14 protein-coding genes are annotated in these 16,590 nt (G+C 44.9%); 6 read left to right on the forward strand and 8 right to left on the reverse strand.

Translation table 11 applies throughout. The annotated features are described in order from the left end of the window. Nucleotides 1-271 precede the first annotated feature (271 nt). Nucleotides 272-1,195, reverse strand: coding sequence for a Gfo/Idh/MocA family protein (locus ASG85_RS25455; protein WP_057304695.1), 924 nt, complete (start codon nt 1,193-1,195; stop codon nt 272-274). Next, complete coding sequence (locus ASG85_RS25460; protein WP_156390101.1) at nt 1,195-2,475, reverse strand: MFS transporter; 1,281 nt, start codon at nt 2,473-2,475, stop codon at nt 1,195-1,197. The genes ASG85_RS25455 and ASG85_RS25460 overlap by 1 nt, the downstream gene beginning before the upstream one ends. A gap of 125 nt (nt 2,476-2,600) precedes the next feature. Between ASG85_RS25460 and ASG85_RS25465 the strand changes: the two genes are divergently transcribed. Then, nucleotides 2,601-3,158: a hypothetical protein gene (locus tag ASG85_RS25465; protein WP_057304694.1), complete on the forward strand. Its 558-nt coding sequence runs from the start codon at nt 2,601-2,603 to the stop codon at nt 3,156-3,158. 347 nt (nt 3,159-3,505) lie between these two features. On the opposite strand, the gene ASG85_RS25470 is transcribed toward ASG85_RS25465, so the two are convergent. Together ASG85_RS25470 and ASG85_RS25475 are read right to left on the reverse strand one after the other, a co-directional pair. After that, nucleotides 3,506-5,014, reverse strand: coding sequence for a leucyl aminopeptidase (locus tag ASG85_RS25470; protein WP_063860377.1), 1,509 nt, complete (start codon nt 5,012-5,014; stop codon nt 3,506-3,508). Between the two features lie 148 nt (nt 5,015-5,162). Continuing rightward, nucleotides 5,163-6,176 carry an aldo/keto reductase gene (locus ASG85_RS25475; RefSeq protein ID WP_057304693.1) on the reverse strand — a complete coding sequence of 338 codons (1,014 nt, stop codon included), beginning with the start codon at nt 6,174-6,176 and terminating at the stop codon, nt 5,163-5,165. Nucleotides 6,177-6,411: 235 nt separating this feature from the next. On the opposite strand from ASG85_RS25475, the gene ASG85_RS25480 reads away from it, so the two are divergent. After that, nucleotides 6,412-7,569 carry a PepSY-associated TM helix domain-containing protein gene (locus ASG85_RS25480; RefSeq protein WP_057304692.1) on the forward strand — a complete coding sequence of 386 codons (1,158 nt, stop codon included), beginning with the start codon at nt 6,412-6,414 and terminating at the stop codon, nt 7,567-7,569. A 93-nt stretch (nt 7,570-7,662) separates the two neighbouring features. Here the strand turns inward: ASG85_RS25480 and ASG85_RS25485 are convergent, their stop codons facing one another. Together ASG85_RS25485 and sigI are read right to left on the reverse strand one after the other, a co-directional pair. Further along, on the reverse strand, nt 7,663-9,000 hold the full coding sequence (locus tag ASG85_RS25485; RefSeq protein ID WP_057304691.1) for an anti-sigma factor domain-containing protein: 1,338 nt from the start codon (nt 8,998-9,000) through the stop codon (nt 7,663-7,665). A gap of 29 nt (nt 9,001-9,029) precedes the next feature. Next, on the reverse strand, nt 9,030-9,809 hold the full coding sequence (gene sigI, locus ASG85_RS25490) for an RNA polymerase sigma factor SigI (protein WP_057304690.1): 780 nt from the start codon (nt 9,807-9,809) through the stop codon (nt 9,030-9,032). A 197-nt stretch (nt 9,810-10,006) separates the two neighbouring features. On the opposite strand from sigI, the gene ASG85_RS25495 reads away from it, so the two are divergent. Beyond that, nucleotides 10,007-10,648 (forward strand): helix-turn-helix domain-containing protein, encoded by a 642-nt coding sequence (locus ASG85_RS25495; RefSeq protein WP_057304689.1) that lies wholly within the window; start codon nt 10,007-10,009, stop codon nt 10,646-10,648. On the opposite strand, the gene ASG85_RS25500 is transcribed toward ASG85_RS25495, so the two are convergent. Beyond that, entirely contained in the window at nt 10,619-11,254 is a 636-nt protein-coding gene (locus ASG85_RS25500; protein WP_156390100.1) for a hypothetical protein, read from the reverse strand. The two genes, ASG85_RS25495 and ASG85_RS25500, sit on opposite strands and share 30 nt — an antisense overlap. 173 nt (nt 11,255-11,427) lie before the next feature. Between ASG85_RS25500 and ASG85_RS25505 the strand changes: the two genes are divergently transcribed. Further along, nucleotides 11,428-12,201 carry a LytR/AlgR family response regulator transcription factor gene (locus ASG85_RS25505; protein WP_057304687.1) on the forward strand — a complete coding sequence of 258 codons (774 nt, stop codon included), beginning with the start codon at nt 11,428-11,430 and terminating at the stop codon, nt 12,199-12,201. A gap of 102 nt (nt 12,202-12,303) precedes the next feature. Here ASG85_RS25505 and ASG85_RS25510 read toward each other — a convergent pair whose 3' ends face one another. Next, the gene (locus tag ASG85_RS25510; RefSeq protein WP_047680975.1) at nt 12,304-12,726 is read right to left on the reverse strand and encodes a hypothetical protein; all 423 of its coding nucleotides are present in this window, start codon (nt 12,724-12,726) and stop codon (nt 12,304-12,306) included. 215 nt (nt 12,727-12,941) lie between these two features. Here ASG85_RS25510 and ASG85_RS25515 point away from each other — a divergent pair, with 215 nt between their 5' ends. Beyond that, nucleotides 12,942-13,448, forward strand: coding sequence for a DUF4912 domain-containing protein (locus ASG85_RS25515; RefSeq protein ID WP_057304686.1), 507 nt, complete (start codon nt 12,942-12,944; stop codon nt 13,446-13,448). Nucleotides 13,449-13,457: 9 nt separating this feature from the next. Continuing rightward, nucleotides 13,458-16,289, forward strand: a complete 2,832-nt coding sequence (locus tag ASG85_RS25520) for a 1,4-alpha-glucan branching protein domain-containing protein (protein WP_057304685.1) — start codon at nt 13,458-13,460, stop codon at nt 16,287-16,289. The last annotated feature ends 301 nt before the right edge of the window (nt 16,290-16,590 follow it).

Below are 16,590 nucleotides of genomic sequence, written 5' to 3' on the forward strand. Positions count from 1 at the left end.
TTTTCTCTCGTTTCTCCCATGCCACACCTCGACCTTATTTATATTTTTAGTATACAGGTCTTCCATTAGAGTGTGTCTACTAATTAGTTTAATTCCATCAAGCCTACTCACAAGCCATTTTCGGAAAAAACATTGTATTTACTCCAATGGAAATGCTTATAAACACTTTATTTCGGCAATTCCATTGGATATTGTGCAACAGAATTGCGGCGGTGCTACAACGCGCGTCCAGGATTCATGGCGCGTTGAGAAATGATGCTTGCCGTCCTGTCTATACGGACAATCGTTCCACTAATTGATGTGACGCAAGAACAAGGTCTCCACGGATGCTGCAGGCATTCGGATTGTCCAAGCTGTCGAGGAAATGCTGTACAACGCCAGCAAAGCCCCTTCTTTCAAGCACCGTGTCCCAGCTGCCGAAGGAGCGTACGCGTGGTGCGGCGCCTTTTTCATAAAAAACGGCTGACTCTAGGTTCGTTACTTCTACCGATCGGCCGCTCCCGTGCAGCTCAACTTTTTCTAAATCAACACCAGCAAGTCTAACCATACTGTAATTGCCTAACGAAGAGCCGAATGCTAGCGTCCCTGATGCGTGGAGCAGTTTGCCTGCTTCATCGACTTGTTGGTTGTATGTACTCACTTCATACGGGCCGTCTCCTAACCATAGTAAAAGGTCCAGCATGTGAATCAGGTCATCATACAATGTCTCTTTGGCGCTATGACCTTGCTGCTTGATGCGATGCTTGACTGCTGAACACCAGTCGAAGCCGCCTGCCTCCTGCAGCCATCGCTTAGCCTCCATATAAAGAGGAGCAAACCTGCGGTTAAACCCCGCTGCCAGCAAAACGCCTTTTCGCTCCGCATATGAAGCCATCTCAGCGGACTGTGCCCAATTGTAAGACAACGGTTTATCCACATAAACAGCTACACCCCGTTCTATACTTTTCATCGCAATATCGTAATGGGTAGATGTCGGACTATGGACGAAAACTGCATCCAACTCATGTGCAAGAAGCTCATCTAAGCTTGTTGTCCCGTAAGGAATGCGATACTTTGCCCTCATCCGTTCTACCGTCGCCGGGGTGGAGCTCATAATCCCTGCAATTTCCACTTGCTCGTTGACCGATAAAAGAGGCAGATACACTTTTTGTGCGATATCACCTAGACCAATTAATCCGATTCTTTTCTTCGTCATTATGCTTCACTCCTTATTTGTTTTCCCAGCACCATACGTCCAACCAACAGTCCAAGTACAAGTAAAACAGCGCCAACCACCGTAGAAACACCATATATTTGCACCCACATCGGGGCATCCGTAATCAGGGCATATACTTTTCCGCCAAAAATCGGACCCAAGAAAGCGGCAAAGCCAGTGATAGCCGAATAAGTAGCAATATACATCGGACGTTCGCTCTTCGGTGTGTCGCCAATCGTAAACGTGAACACCATCTGATTAAACCCACCCAGGCCAACGCCAAGAACGATATGAACGGCATATAGAACAACAATGGCTGGAATGAAAGCAATTGCTCCCCATAATAAACAAGCTAGCGCAATGATCGGTAAAGACCATAGCAGCAAGGTTTGAGCCGTATAACGCACATTCAGATTGCCCCATACATAGTAGCTGGCCATCATGACCACGGTATGAACGACCGTAATTAACGAGACCGTTTCATAATTAATTTTCATCAGCTTGAGCATGACATAAGAGAAGAGCGGCACGGTTACCCCTTGCACGAATAAAAACACAGCCAAAAAAAGAATCGCTTTAAGAAAAGCGCGATCCTTCAACGGCTTCCCAATCATCCCAACCGGATTCGATGCCGTAGATGGCTCGAAGGGTGGATTCGGATATAAACCGAAGGCCAGAATATTTAAGACCACACAAACACTGCATATAATAAATAAATAGTTAAAACCTTGCCCGCCTGGATACCGATCCAATATTTGTCCGCCAATGAAAAGAGCTAGTGAACTTACCCCGCCTAAAATCGTATTGCGAAGTCCAAAATATCGTCCTCGAACCGGACCCGGCACCGCATCGCTAATTAGTGAGGTCCAAACGATTCCACCCGCGGCATTTCCCAAATGAGCAGCCGTATAAAGCACAATATACATCACAACCCACAGATCTTTGGGAAATAAAAAAGGAATCAAGCCAACAGAGGTCCAAAGTAATCGGTGTGAGGAAGCAAATATAAGCAGCATTCGTTTGCGGTTTCTGAATTTTTGCATGACCACAGCCATCCCAATTTGAATAATATTGACGACGGTGGTAATGGCCAACACTAAACCAATTTCAGTTGAAGTTGCTCCTAAATAAAGCAAATAACCCGTTAGAAACGGACCGCCAAGGAGCTGGAAAATAATAACCGCCGGAAACCCCTCCAACGTTGCGATGAGCAAGCTTCTTCGGTAGGAGGATACTTTTTTTCTGGGTTTTCGTACATAATCCGCAATTTTCATTGCCATACTCGCCTCCTGATGTAATTCTTATGATGAATGACTGATCTTAAAGTTTACAAACTATAGGGCGCTTATGGTAAAATAGGACTGACTACCTAATCTATCATGTCAGGCGGGATCACCCAAATACTATGAAACCAAACCATTTTGGTCTTATCACAAGCTCATTACTCTTTTTGATTTTCATTGTACTCTCTCTCATGTTCCAGTCAACCATTTATTTGTATATCGCCAGCGTATGTCCGCTGCTCATTGTTCCTTTTCTTCCCGATATTCGATCCAATCAATTCATTAAGCCGAATCAAGCTAAAGGTGCTGTAAGATTGATTACCATGGAGAACAAGGACAAGGCTGATTCCGATTTTCTTGTTATCTTGTTTGAACCAGGGTATGTAAGATGGAAGCGTGGGAAACTTTTTTTCAAAATGGAAGATATCATGAAAGATGTCTACATCAAGCCAGATCCCCTCGCCGCCACAATGACGGTGTTAAAATATGATCTATTTCTACATCGACGCAAGAAAAATTGGATCGGCATTTCCTTAACGCAGCTTGAACAGCGCACCGAGCATCTCTCTTATACGACAAATGAAATCAACCGTCTGGTCATTCGGATGTCCGATGTGAATGAATTGCTTCAAAGGCCGGTAAATCAGCCAGCCGCAGCTGGGCAAAGTATTGGCGCCTAGGAAGATTAAAAAAATCACCCTGCCTTCAGTTAAAGACCTGCCGATCATTTGGCTGGCGATAACTCGATGACGGGTGATTTTTTTGTGTTCATGTTGGATAAACCCAAAGATGAAGTCTTTTGAGACTTCTATTTGCTGCATGCAAGCTTTTTTTGGGCAAATAAGAGCTCTTAAAGGCTGCTATTTATAGAAAAGTGCTTACAAACCGCCAAATAAGAGGCCTTTGAGACTTCTATTTTCATCAAATGATGCCGATTTCTGCAATTCTTCTGTATATTAGAGCCTTTAGGGACTTCTATTTTCTGCTTGCAAGCTTTTTTTTGGCAAATAAGAGCTCTTAAAGGCTGCTATTTAAGTTCGTCCCCACACAAATAAGCCGCTAAAGTACGAACCATGACACCTGTTGCACCTTTAGGCTCGATGCCTTTGGCCGACCATAACCAAGCCGTGCCGCCGGTATCCAGATGGATCCAAGGTGTTTCTTCGGCGAAGAAGCCGATGAACAGGCCTGCTGTAATGGCTCCTGCCCAGCGATCAGATGAAGTCGCATTCTTAACATCGGCGACATCACTCTTTAGCATAGCGCGATACTCCGGATAGTTTGGCAGCTGCCATACTTTTTCACCGGCTGCTGAGGCTGCCTGAAGCAGCGGCTTCAGAAACTCGTCATCATTCGTAACTGCGCCAGTCGCGACATCGGCGAAGCAGATTAATATGGCCCCTGTTAATGTTGCAACATCAATCAGGCGATTCGCTCCCAACTGCTTGGCGTAGGTCAAGCCATCGGCCAAGATAATACGACCTTCCGCATCCGTATTCAACACTTCCACCGAATGTCCACTGAGCATTGTCACGATATCGCCAGGGCGATAGGCAGAACCAGACGTCATGTTCTCCGCCGCCGGGATAACCACAACCAAGTTCACCTTCGGCTTCAGTTGACCGACGACGTGCAGGGCACCGAGCAGTGTAGCGGCTCCGCCCATATCACTGATCATTTCTTCCATGCCGTCGGGTTTCTTCATCGAGATCCCGCCGGTATCGAAGGTCACGCCCTTGCCGACGAGGCCCAGCACATCGGCGGAATCTGGATCACCCTTATACTGAAGGGTGATCATGCGCGGCGGGTTGACGCTGCCCGCGCCAACCGCGGTAAGCCCGCCCATCCCGCGGGCGGCTATCTCGTGCTCGTCCAGCACTTCGCAGGCGAAGCCGTAGTGCTGGGCGAGCCTAACGGCTTCCTCTGCGATGGAAGCCGGAATGAGCTTATTGCCCGGGAGGTTCGTGAGATCCCGGGCATAGTTCGTGCCCTCCGCAACCGCCTCAGCGGCTGCGATCGCCCCCTCCAGAAGCGCTGCATCCGCAGCCGCTTCTGTGAGGAGCACCGCCTGGCGCAGCTCCGCGCGCGCAGGCTCGTTCTTACGGTACGCCGCGATGCGGTACGTACCGAGGAGCAGCCCTTCGGTCAGCGCCGAGGCGGCTGACCGGCTGTCGAACCCGCTTGGCAGCTTCAGCGCCAAGCGTTCGAACTGCAGCGCGAGTGCCTTGCGCGCTGCAAACACCGCGGCTGCGCGCAGCGTATCGCGTGATGCTGCGGGGCCGAGCCCCGCAACGAATACGTACGCGTACGGCAGCAGCCCGTGGGTCGGCAGCGCCTCGAGCTCGCCTGAGGCGCCAGTGAATAGGCCCTTTGCGCGCATGCGCTCAAGGACCTGATCGAGCTGCGGCAGTCCGAGGACATCGTCCTGGCGCAGCTCAGCTTCACTTAGGCAGACGAGGATTGCGTCTGCCCCGGCTTCATTATCCATCAACGACGTAAATACACCCGTCGTTACATCCGTAATTTTATCAAACATAAGTACTTCTCCTTAGGTTCAAGTAGTTTCTGTGTTTCTGTAATTTTTGTAATTTCTGCAGTTTCTGTAGTTTCTGTGTTTCTTTGTTTCTTTGTTTCTGTGCTTCTGCAATTTCTTGCAGTTTCAGTAGTTTCTATAGTCTTTCAAATTAATAAAAAGATGCGGCCTTCTGCACCACTGACTGCATGGGCAGCTGGTAAGGGCACTTCTCTTCGCAAAGCGGTTTCTCTTTGCATGGATCATGGTCTGCACAGCCTACTATTCTATCCTTTTGTCTTTGGAAAAATCCGTCACCCTTCGGCAGCAATCCGAATTTCTCTCTAAATCTACTCGCAATCATCACATCCGGAATGGAGATTTCGAGCGGACATGAACAATAATTGCAGCGTCTGCAATCGTGTTGACCCAGCTCTATAGCCAATTGCTCCAGCTCCTGGCGCTCCTCCGCTCCTACTTCCTGCTCCTGCGCAGCCAAGTTTTCTTGCACTTCCTTGATGCTCACCATCCCAGAAATCGTTACGTGCACGTCTTGACTATAAGGATAGCGGATCGCACGGTCAACCGGTTGAATGAACCCGCCGGACAAAGGCTTCATCGCCACTTTCATTAAATCCATCTCTGTCGCTTTTGGGATCAGCTCATCAAGTGCAAACGGCTGTGCCAAATTGAGATGAAACAAAATCTGCGAAAATTGCCCTTTGGCGATCCATTTCGCAAGTAAATCTGGACGGTGGCCGGAAATGCCGATAAATCGCACTTTCCCTTCCCGCTGAGCCTCAAGAGCAGCTTCATAGGCGCCGCCGATATCCATCGCTTTCTTAAACTCGCTAACATAGTTCACATAATGAATTTGCAATAAATCTACATGGTCTGTTTTCATACGAACTAAGCTTCGCTCAATCTCCGCTTTCGCCGTCTCGTAATCACGTGCTCCTGTCTTCGTCGCTAAGAAATACTCACTTCTGCGATGGGAGATGCACTCGCCGATAATTTCCTCGCTGTTCCGGTATGCTGCTGCCGTATCGATATAATTAATGCCGTGATCCAAGGCGTAGTTTAATGCTTCTCTTGCTTGTTCTAAAGGTACACCTGGAAGATTCATAGCCCCAAATCCAAGTGATGAAACGTTGTAGCCGGATTTACCGAAAGTCGAATACCTCAAGCTAAAATCTCCCTTCCAACTTAGAAAAATCAATCATAATTGCGCTTGCAACTATTGTAATACAACTCAGTCCTACTTTCCATGAAGTAGGCGATTGTAAACGCTATCATCTCGTTCGATGACTGTAATCGCAAATGATTAGCCATAAATGTATTGACAATGAAAGTGATAATCATTATCATTCTAAACAGATTCATGATTTTGATAATCATTCTCAGTTATGGAAGGGGCCATTATGCGTAAATTAATGTTACAAATTCATCTTTGGGTAAGTTTACTTCTAGGCTTATTCATTGTTTCCATCTGTACAACAGGCAGTCTGCTTGTTATTGAAAATGATGTAGAGAAATGGATACATCCACAGTTTTATCAGCCTACGCCAGGTTATGCCTCACTACTCGACGTTCAGCAAGGTGCGGAGCAAGCTTTTCCAGGGTTCAAAATGGATCGAATCGAGCTTTCGACAGAAGATGGTCTTTATCAGGTAAGACTATCCAAGGACGTGAATGGCAAAGCTTCGACTCAAAATGTTTACATTGATCCAGGCTCCGCCCATGTGCTTGGGCCTGTTGGACCTAATCGAAATGTTTTCTTTACGAAGGTTCTGCAATTACACCGTTATTTACTTGCCCAGGATGTACTTGGTAAAGCAAATGCTTCCATTGTCGTTGGCTTTATGGGTATCGGTCTCATCATCATTCTAATCACAGGTGCTTATCTATGGTGGCCCGGCCTTCGCAAATTTGCTCGTGGCTTCCGAATTATTCGAAACAAAGGTAAGCTTGCCCTAAATTTAGGTCTACATAAAACGGTAGGTATAGTAACCATTCCTTTTCTTCTCGTATTCGCCCTCACAGGAACAGCTTATCAACTTGATAAATATGTGTTTGGATGGTTCGGACTGTCGACCAAAACGGAAGCAGCTGCCTCTTGGAGCAAAGCAACAAACATGAACGGTTCACCGCTTTCTCTTGACACCATCGTTCAAAATGCGCAAGAACGATTTCCCAACCATAAACTGGTCCGAGTCCAACTACCCACGAAGCCTGATCAAACTTATCAGTTAGCTATGAAAGAAGGTTACAGTCCGGCTGGTTCCAGCAATGTTACCGTCTTTGAAGACCCCTATACGGGTGAAATTTTAGGTAAAACAAACCCAAATGCTCCAATGGCGTTTTACAGTGCTTGGAAAAAAGGTTTGCATTTCGCAACTTGGGGTGGTGAACCTGTAAAAATCGCGAGCTTTCTCATGGGGATGATGCCCCTTTTCCTGATGATTACAGGTCTAGTTATTTGGCAATTCAAAGCTAGAGCGCGTCGCAGAAGTAAAAGCTCTTCCCGCATCAAAGAATCTCCTCCAACAATGGTTCCTTCGATGAGCTCTGCCGAATAAAACATACAGAAACACCCCAGGCAAAGCTTCACATAAAAGTGAAGTATGCCAAGGGTGTTTCTTTATGTATATATTCTATTCTTTTAACTCTTACTAATCTCTATTATCATCGTGGTTTTTTGAATCTTTGTTCCGATCGCTCCAGCTCCAAGGAAAAATGGTGCTTCTATCATTTTCTGATTTTGATTTTTGCGTTGGCTTGTCAGATGGCTTATCCGTCGGTTTGCTTGAGCTTGTAGGCTTACTCGAAGGTTTTACAGTAGGCTTAGGCGTTGAAGTCGCTCTAGGTTTTGAGGATGATTCTTTCTTAGAATCATCCTCATTGCCATCACCCGAGCGGTTCGACTTCGGCGTTGATTGGCTGTCATTATCATTATTACGATCATTGCTGTTTCTATCGTTTTTGTTGTCGTTCTTGTTGTCATTCTTATTATTATTGTCGTTCCTGTCGTTCTTGCCATTTTTCGAAGATGGTGTCGGTGTTGGTTTCACCGTAGCCTTGCCGTTCTTACTATTGTTATTTTTATCGTTCTTATCATTTTTATCGTTGTTCTTGTCTTTGTTCGATTTCTCGTCCTGAATTTGTTGAATTTTCTCGCTGAGCTTTCCGGATTTTTCATCTGCGATAAGCTTCTGCAGAGACGATTTATCGATCGGCTTATCCGGCTTTACCAATTTGTCAATCCCGCCGTTATCCTTCGCGAGCTGATGAATCGACACCGTTTTGATGTCGTCGAGAGATACTTTCGCACCATTGTCTACCGCATTCAAATATATCGCGTACTTCCCGGCCGATACACCGCTTGCCTTCGCCTCTTGTCTTACTTCTTGCGGGGCAGCGAACGCGGTCACTTCATAATTTTTCACTTGATCCGGATGGGCTTGCTCTATATGCTTACTGACCTGAGCTTTCAACTTCGTTGCAATTGCCTGATCATCCACATCCGTTTTTTGTTCTACAATCGTAGAACTGATGATGATATCTCCTTCACCTCTAGCAAGTGCTCCCTGTTCGGCTTTGTCTAAAATATCAGATGTGACAGCTTCTAACGACTTACCCTTATAGACTAACGTTTGAATTAGGTCAACTCCATCTGAATTTAACCCAATTAGATCCTGTACAACTTCATCATTATCAATTCCTATTTCTACACTAGGATTGATATCTATGGTTACATAGGCAACCACTTGGCCCCCAGGAATGGTTCCTGTCAACGTTGATACTAAGACAAAGCATAGGACGATTGCGGCCGCCAGTCCCGATGCAATAGCCATTTGCGGTACACGCATACGCCGCTTCGCAGGTGTGTACAGTATCTCTTCCCCAACTTCACAATTCCGCGTTCCCCTCGGAAGCTTATCAAACCGACCCTCTGGATTCATGACAATAATGGAGCTGTCGCTTAATTCCATTACGATTCCCTTGTTCATGCGCTGTTCTTCCTTTCTTTATGCTTTCCTCATTCTCGAATATGTAAATAATCTCGCAAGTAAGGGTAGGGTCCGTTAAAGATGAGAGCTATCGCAATCAAATACTTACGGTTTCGCTCCAATGTTTTTCTCGAAACCTGTACTTGTTCCAGCAGCTCTTTAATCGGCAGCTGCCGTTTCGTCAGAAGAGTACGCATAAGCTCTGCATCCTGTGCTAGCGTGCGGCCGATACCGAATAGCATTTGCCTGGAATCGTCGTGTTTAGGGGATGCTTCTGTCAGTTCAGAGAAATCGATATCAAAATCACTTAAACATCGGCTAAAATCCATAATTTCACTTCGCCGTTCTTCAAGTCCCTTTTGCTTTTCATAAGCTTCGATAGCTTGATGAACCTCAATTGGATTGAGTAGGTTATCTTCATCATCTTCTTGATCGAACGAGCTGTAAGGAATCTGTCCTTTGAAACGTTGTTCTTTGCGTAAGAAATCAATTAATCTCCTCCGCATGACCGTTTCTGCAAAGCCTAGGAAAGACCTTCCCATAACGGAAGAATATTGATTAATAGCTTCATTAAACGCTGCTAAAGCGATACTGAATTCGTCATCTCGTGCCGGGTCGATATATCGCTTGCAGAACCTACTTGTAACTTTAGCCACATAAGGCTGGTAGTCAGCAATAAATTGATTCCTAAGTCGTAGGTCTCCTGCTTGAATTTGATGTATGGTTACCTCAAGGGAAGAGGCATGCGGTTCACTTTGTCCCTGGGATTCCTTCTTTCCAAGGAATTTTTTGAATAGTACCAGTAGCACCGTTCCACCTCACAGTATAGTAGTTTCGTCCCTATGTATAACAATTCGGGGGGTACAATTATATGGAATCAGAAATAAAAAGTAAATTTATTATACCATAGATGTTCAATCGGGCACCTAATGGCAAATAAAACCTAACGTACGGTTTCATTTTAACCTTGAATCCTTTACAATTAAAGGCATGGGAGGTGTTTCATTTGGAACCCGGCAATCACTTTGGTAAGTTTCTCGAGACGTTACGAGGTAAATTGTCCTTGCGTAAAGTTGCAAGTAAAAGCGGCTTGTCTCATGCCTATATTAGGGATCTAGAGCTCGGACGTAATCGTACCACGAATGATGTCATCAAGCCATCCCCTGACACCTTGAGAAAGCTATCACAAGCATACCAATACCCTTACACAGATTTACTAATAAAAGCAGGATATTTAGAAGAAGCCTCATCTTCGCAAACTTCTTCTCAAGTCCATTTAGATAACGTCTGGTATGTTGAGTTTGGTATCAAAACCATACAATATGTTTCGTCTGACGGCATCATGGAAGAGAACGTAGAATCTCTTGTGGCGTTCACGAGTTTCATAGAAGCATTAACTGATCACCATTTTGTGAAATTGGACATGCATCTTTTCGTCAATCTGAACAAAATAAAAAAGTATGCCCCCGCAGAAGGCAAACTTTATTTTAATGATTATGAAGAAGGTCCTAGTGTAACCATCGCCGCTATGCCGCAAAAGAAATATCACCAGATTCTTCTCGAGTATGAAGCTCGCAATAAAGGATTTGTTGTGGAAGCTGATTCTAGCTCCCGGCATTCATCTTTGAAAGCCAAGTTCCTTACCTAGCATGACATAGATGAAGAGAACCGTTGCCATACCTAGCATTTGGATCGGCATTAGCGCGCTTAGCACGCTATCCGGATAGGAATGACGGTATGCAATTCCAATAATTACAACAATAATGAAGAGATAAAAGCCTGCATTTTCTCTAGTCAGCGGTATTCTCGTATAATTCGAGAGAAAAGTAAAGCCGAGCCGAAGCTTATGAATAGTAAGAAGAACACCGCACTTAGCCATAATGGTCAAAAGTAATATCAAATTAGTCGTTAAGGAATCATCCTTGATATCTGTATATGCAGCGAGATCGGTTAAATCACAACATAAGAGAACAATCGTAGATACGATGACCGACAGAATATACCCTGATAATGCTATGATTAATGTAGGTACAAAGCTAAATTTCCAAACCATCATAAGCAGTGTACAAATGATACAAACGTATAATAAAGGCCAATTGTCGAAATAAGCGACCATCGTTCCTGCGAGTGCAGCGAGCGTTATTTGTATCCAATACGGTTTCACTCTTTGTCTGAATAGTAGTAATGCGAATAAAATCATAGGTACAAAATCAATACAGGTTAGGATAAATTTCACCCATGTAAACAACTGCACGTTCCCTCATTTCTATGCTTGCTCTTAAGCAGCCTACCTATTTGAATCCACACCTAGAACTATACAAGATAACCGTACTTTTGCCTTCAAAGTGGACTAAGTTGGCTGTTTCTGAGCATAAGTTGACAGGATGCAAGGGCCCATGGGTGAGAGGATTGGAGTGCGATGAACATATGGGACACCGTTTCACAGTGGCCATCGTGGAAGATAACTATTGGGCAGGCAAATTACTCGAAAGTTATTGCCAACAATGCGGGTTAAGAGTCATATCTATCGTTTCTGAAGGTGAACAATTTATACAATTATACGATCAGCTTCAGCCTGACATTATGCTAGTGGACATAGGACTGGAAGGAAATTTAGATGGCATCACGATGGTTCAATCCTTGAGAAGAGCTGGATATCAACAGAAAGTCATTATGGTTAGCGGAACCACGAATATTGACCATGTTTTGACGAGCTTTCATGATCTAGGTTCCCTCTACTTTCTGTCCAAGCCAGTGATGCTGCCAAAGTTTCAAGCGGCTATTCGGAAGGCCATTGCGGAGATTCAACTAGAACGCAGTCAGCAGGTACAAGCCCCAAAGCCTAGATCTACAACATGGATTACTGTCAAAAATCAAAAATCAGAGCTGCCTATCTCCGAAGACTCCATCCTCTTCATTGAGAAAGAAGATAAACGTTTGACCAGAATCCATCTCATGAATGGAGCACATATGGAATCCAGCACGAATTTAACGGATATACTGGCGCAGAGCTCTCCTCATATGTTCAGTCCATTTAAAGGTTTTCTGGTCAATTTGCGCCATGTGGTATCGTATGTGAAAGAAAGTGGATTTCCCACTTCGAGAAGATTTCTAATTCATTTGAACCATACGCCTGTGAAAGTTCCACTAAGCAGAAATCTACAAAAGGATTTTGCGAAGCTTCTGCAGGAACTTCAATAAGCACCAAGTACTTACCATATACATGAGTTAGGGATGTGTGTAACAAAAAAAGAAGACGTTATGGGCAAAATAGACCCGAACCGTCTTCTTTTCAACAAACCTCTACGTGTGCTTGGAGGTTTTTTTGTTTTTTAGTTTATCTCGGCGTACACTCAGCATTTTCAATCGTTTCTTAAGCTGATCTTCCCATTCATTATCGCCAATAGATTTCGCGACCCCAAGCAAATCAAGAGCCATATCAATTTGACAGCGTACTATATCTAAAGGCTCTTCACCCTCATGGTTGACACAATTATCATGCAATAGATGATCCTTACCATCTACATATTCCGTAAAATCAACCTCAGGAGCACCGTCTCCGTGAGCATACTCCGCTAATATCTCGTATTCGTTCTCCACCAGATAGTGAACTTCAATGCGATGACATACCGGGCAAAAAAGAATGGGCACATTGTGAATTTGTGTACGAATGTGCTTCAAGGTACCTTTCGTTCCAATCATACTGGCTCCACAACAAAAACTCATGAAAAACCCTCCCTTAGAGCTTTCCGTTAGGAAAGCTTGCATCGTAAGCATAAACTTCTTAACCCGGATTAGTCCAATATATTCGCCAGAAAAGTTTGAAATTCCTTTTTTTTAGGACAGTTAGATTTTAGCAATCTACGCATATTTTTCTTTGGAAAAGCGAATGCTTTTACAGTGAAAAGGTAGTCATTAGTATTAGAAAAGAGGAATTCACCTTGAAGGCATTACCTACCGCAGGGTTTGAGGTTCCCGATCGGTATAACAAGGACATACTCCATCTTATGATCGTGGATGCACATTCGCTCTATGTTTATTGGGAAATTAGTGATAGGCGGAGATGGCTTGTTTCTCAGCATTTTGAATGCGACTATGCGTTAATGCCCAAAGTGATACGTTTGTACGATGTAACCAGCCTATATTTCAATGGCAGTAATGCACATGGATTCTGGGATGTAACAACGACGTCTGAAGCTAACAATTGGTATCTTCACCATCTAGGTGCAGCCCGTACCTATCTTGTAGATATTGGTACTTACACTTGGGAGCGCGAGTTCGTTCCTCTTCTTCGTTCCAATTGTGTCGCAACACCTAAAGATACCGAAACTAAATGGGGAGAACCGATACAAACGGTTGTTCCAGAAGCCCAAGCCGAACGTGTCTATAATCGAATCAAGCCATCTTTTTTTGAAAATATACAAGCCTACTCTCCCTATGTGAGGTGACGTTATCTCTTGATCAATCGCATCAAACCGAAGCCAGAGCTCAAGGGATATTTCGTTCTCATGCTGCATGCTCATCTTCCCTATATTCGTCATCAGGATCAGAACGACAATTTGGAAGAACAATGGTTCTATGAAGCCATGACTGAAACGTATTTACCCCTAATTGAAGTCATGAATCGTCTAACAAGTGATAAGATAGATTTCCGCTTGACCTTCTCCATAACTCCGACTATCTTGTCCCTGTTCAGCAATCCATACTTCCAAGACAACTATCACGCTTACCTAAGTAAGCTTATTGAGCACGCAGTTAAGGAACAAGTCCGGTTACAAAAAAAGCCTTCTCTTCTTCCTCTGGCCAAACGTTATGCCAAACGATTCCGTGAGCTTCTTACACTATTTGAGAGCTGCAAAGGAAATGTTATTGCGACATTCAAACACTATCAAGATTTAGGCTGTATTGAAATTGTTACATCAGCCGCTACGCATGGATTTCTTCCACTAATGAAAACAGAAGAGGCAATAAAAGCACAGATTATGACGTCTGTTCGGGATTATGAACGTTATTTCGATCAAAAGCCACGCGGCATCTGGTTGCCTGAATGTGGCTATACGCCGGGTATTGACCGCATTTTGAAGCAGGCTGGGATCCAATATTTCTTCACTGATTCCACAGCAGTCGCTTTCGCTTCACCGCAGCCGGCTCGAGAATTGGCTTCTCCGCTAATGACCCCCTATGGGGTAACTGCCTTTCCTCTGGATCCGGAATCCACCAGTCAAGTAAGTGCCGAGAACGGCTACACAGGAGACTTCAACTATCGAGAATACTACAGTGATATCGACTCGGCAACAGGGTTTAAATATTACCGCAACACAAGCAAAGGCAGCCACAAGGAGCCTTATCAACCAGAGCAGGCCCTAGAAAAAGCAGCTGAACATGCCGATCATTTCTTGGCAAATTGCCAGAAGCAGGCCGCTCATTGGGAATGCTGGCTGGATCGCAAACCCCTCATCGTTTCGCCCTATGATGCGGAGCTATTTGGACATTGGTGGTATGAAGGCCCGCACTTTCTTGAGCTGCTCTGCCGTAAAATGTTTCTCGATCAGCAAACGATTAAAATGATTACACCTAGTGAATATCTAGAGGAATATCCAATAGCTGCTGTCGGAAATTTAAACGAATCTAGTTGGGGCCGTAACCATTCCGCCGAAATATGGCTGCAGGGACGTAACGACTGGATTTATCGTCATCTGCATCAAGCCGAAGAACGAATGATCGAGCTTGCAACGAAACATAAGCATCTCTCTGGCCATGGTAAATTAAGCGCCAGCGTCCTGAAACGGGCTTTGAATCAAGCTGCAAGGGAACTTATGCTAGCTCAAAGCAGTGATTGGGCGTTCATGATGGAGGCACAGAGCGACGTCGACCATGCCGTTCGCCGTACGAAGGATCATCTAGGCTGCTTCTACCATCTCTGCGATCAGGTGGATCGGGAACAGGTTGACGAGGTACTCCTTACCGATTTAGAGGAGAAAGACAACTGCTTTCCAGCTATCCAATTTCATGATTACGTAAGCTTAGAGCAGCTTTCCCCTATCCCGATCATTCCAAACTTGAAGGAATGGGAAACATTGCTGGAGGAAACCAAACACCGTCCGAACGTATTCATGCTAGCTTGGGAATACCCGCCCAAACATGTCGGCGGCTTATCGAGAGCAGTCCATGAACTATCGGAAGCTCTTGTCGCTCGCGAAGAAATTGTGCACATCATCACAACCTCCTACGATGGTGCGCCAAGTTTTGAGAACATGAATGGCGTTTACGTACATAGGCTCCCTGTTAACCATTCCGGTGATACTCACTTTTACCACTGGACGTTCGAAATGAATCTTGCCATGACTGATCATCTTGTCAGATGGAAAGAAAATGGCGGACGAATCGACCTTTTACATGCGCATGATTGGATGGTTGCTCATGCGGCAAGAGAAATAAAAACCAGCTACGGCATCCCTTTAGTAGCCACGATTCACGCAACGGAATGGGGACGAAATCAAGGAAATCTATATTCCGACCTGCAGCGAAAGATTCATCATTTGGAGTGGCAGCTGACATATGAGGCTGATCGTGTCTTTGTGTGCAGCTCCTATATGAAAGAGGAAGTAGGACGTATCTTTAATCTTCCTTTCGATAAAGTGAGTGTACATCCGAATGGAATTCGGACTCAAAAACCAAACACAAAGACAATAAATCGACCCGATTTCGTGGCAAAACAAGATAAGGTCATTTTCTTCATTGGAAGACTTGTTTATGAAAAAGGCATTCAAATTCTGCTGGCAGCTTTGCCGAAAATCATTTCACAAGTCCCGCAAGCTAAGCTCATTATCGCCGGTTCTGGGCCTATGGAAGGTGAGCTTCGCTCCCAGGCTGCTTTTTTGGGAGATCGCGTCTTGTTTACTGGCTTTGTTGATGATGCTTATCGCACACAGCTTTATCAATCTACGGATGTTTGTGTGATTCCGAGCTTGTACGAGCCTTTCGGTATCGTAGCGCTGGAAGCCATGGCCCACCGGAAGCCTCTGGTCCTCTCCGATACAGGCGGTTTAGCTGAAATCATTAGGCATGGTGTGGACGGCTATAAGGCTCTCCCAGGTCATGTCGATTCATTAGCTTGGCACATTACGGATATGCTGCTGCAGCCAAAGCAAGCCGCCAAGATGGCTGATAGCGCCTACCAGCTGCTGCAACAGCACTACCAATGGAGCCATATCGCTCAAAATATCCAGAATGAGTACCAGAAGCTTACCCACTTTCAACCTGCCATTCAGGTCAAAGCAACATTTTAGCCTTAGCTGCTTTTAACCAGCCATTCAGGTCAAAGCAACAAGCTGAGCCTTTGCCACTCATTAATGAGAGGGAACTAGAGGACGCTATTTCTTTAAAAATGCCCATTTTTCTTTCGTTAAGGGAACTACGATTCGCTATTTAGCCCAAATTGGAGAAAATTAGCTCTATTTATAAGGAATAGCGGAACGACGTTCCTCAAGGTGCAGCATTTGGGGGGAAATCACACAAATAGCTGATTGACGTTCCCTTTGCCTACACAATTACGGGAAAACGATCTTACTATGCCAGTTTGCTCAAGCA

Source organism: Paenibacillus sp. Soil724D2 (assembly GCF_001427935.1).
Lineage (GTDB): Bacteria > Bacillota > Bacilli > Paenibacillales > NBRC-103111 > Paenibacillus_E.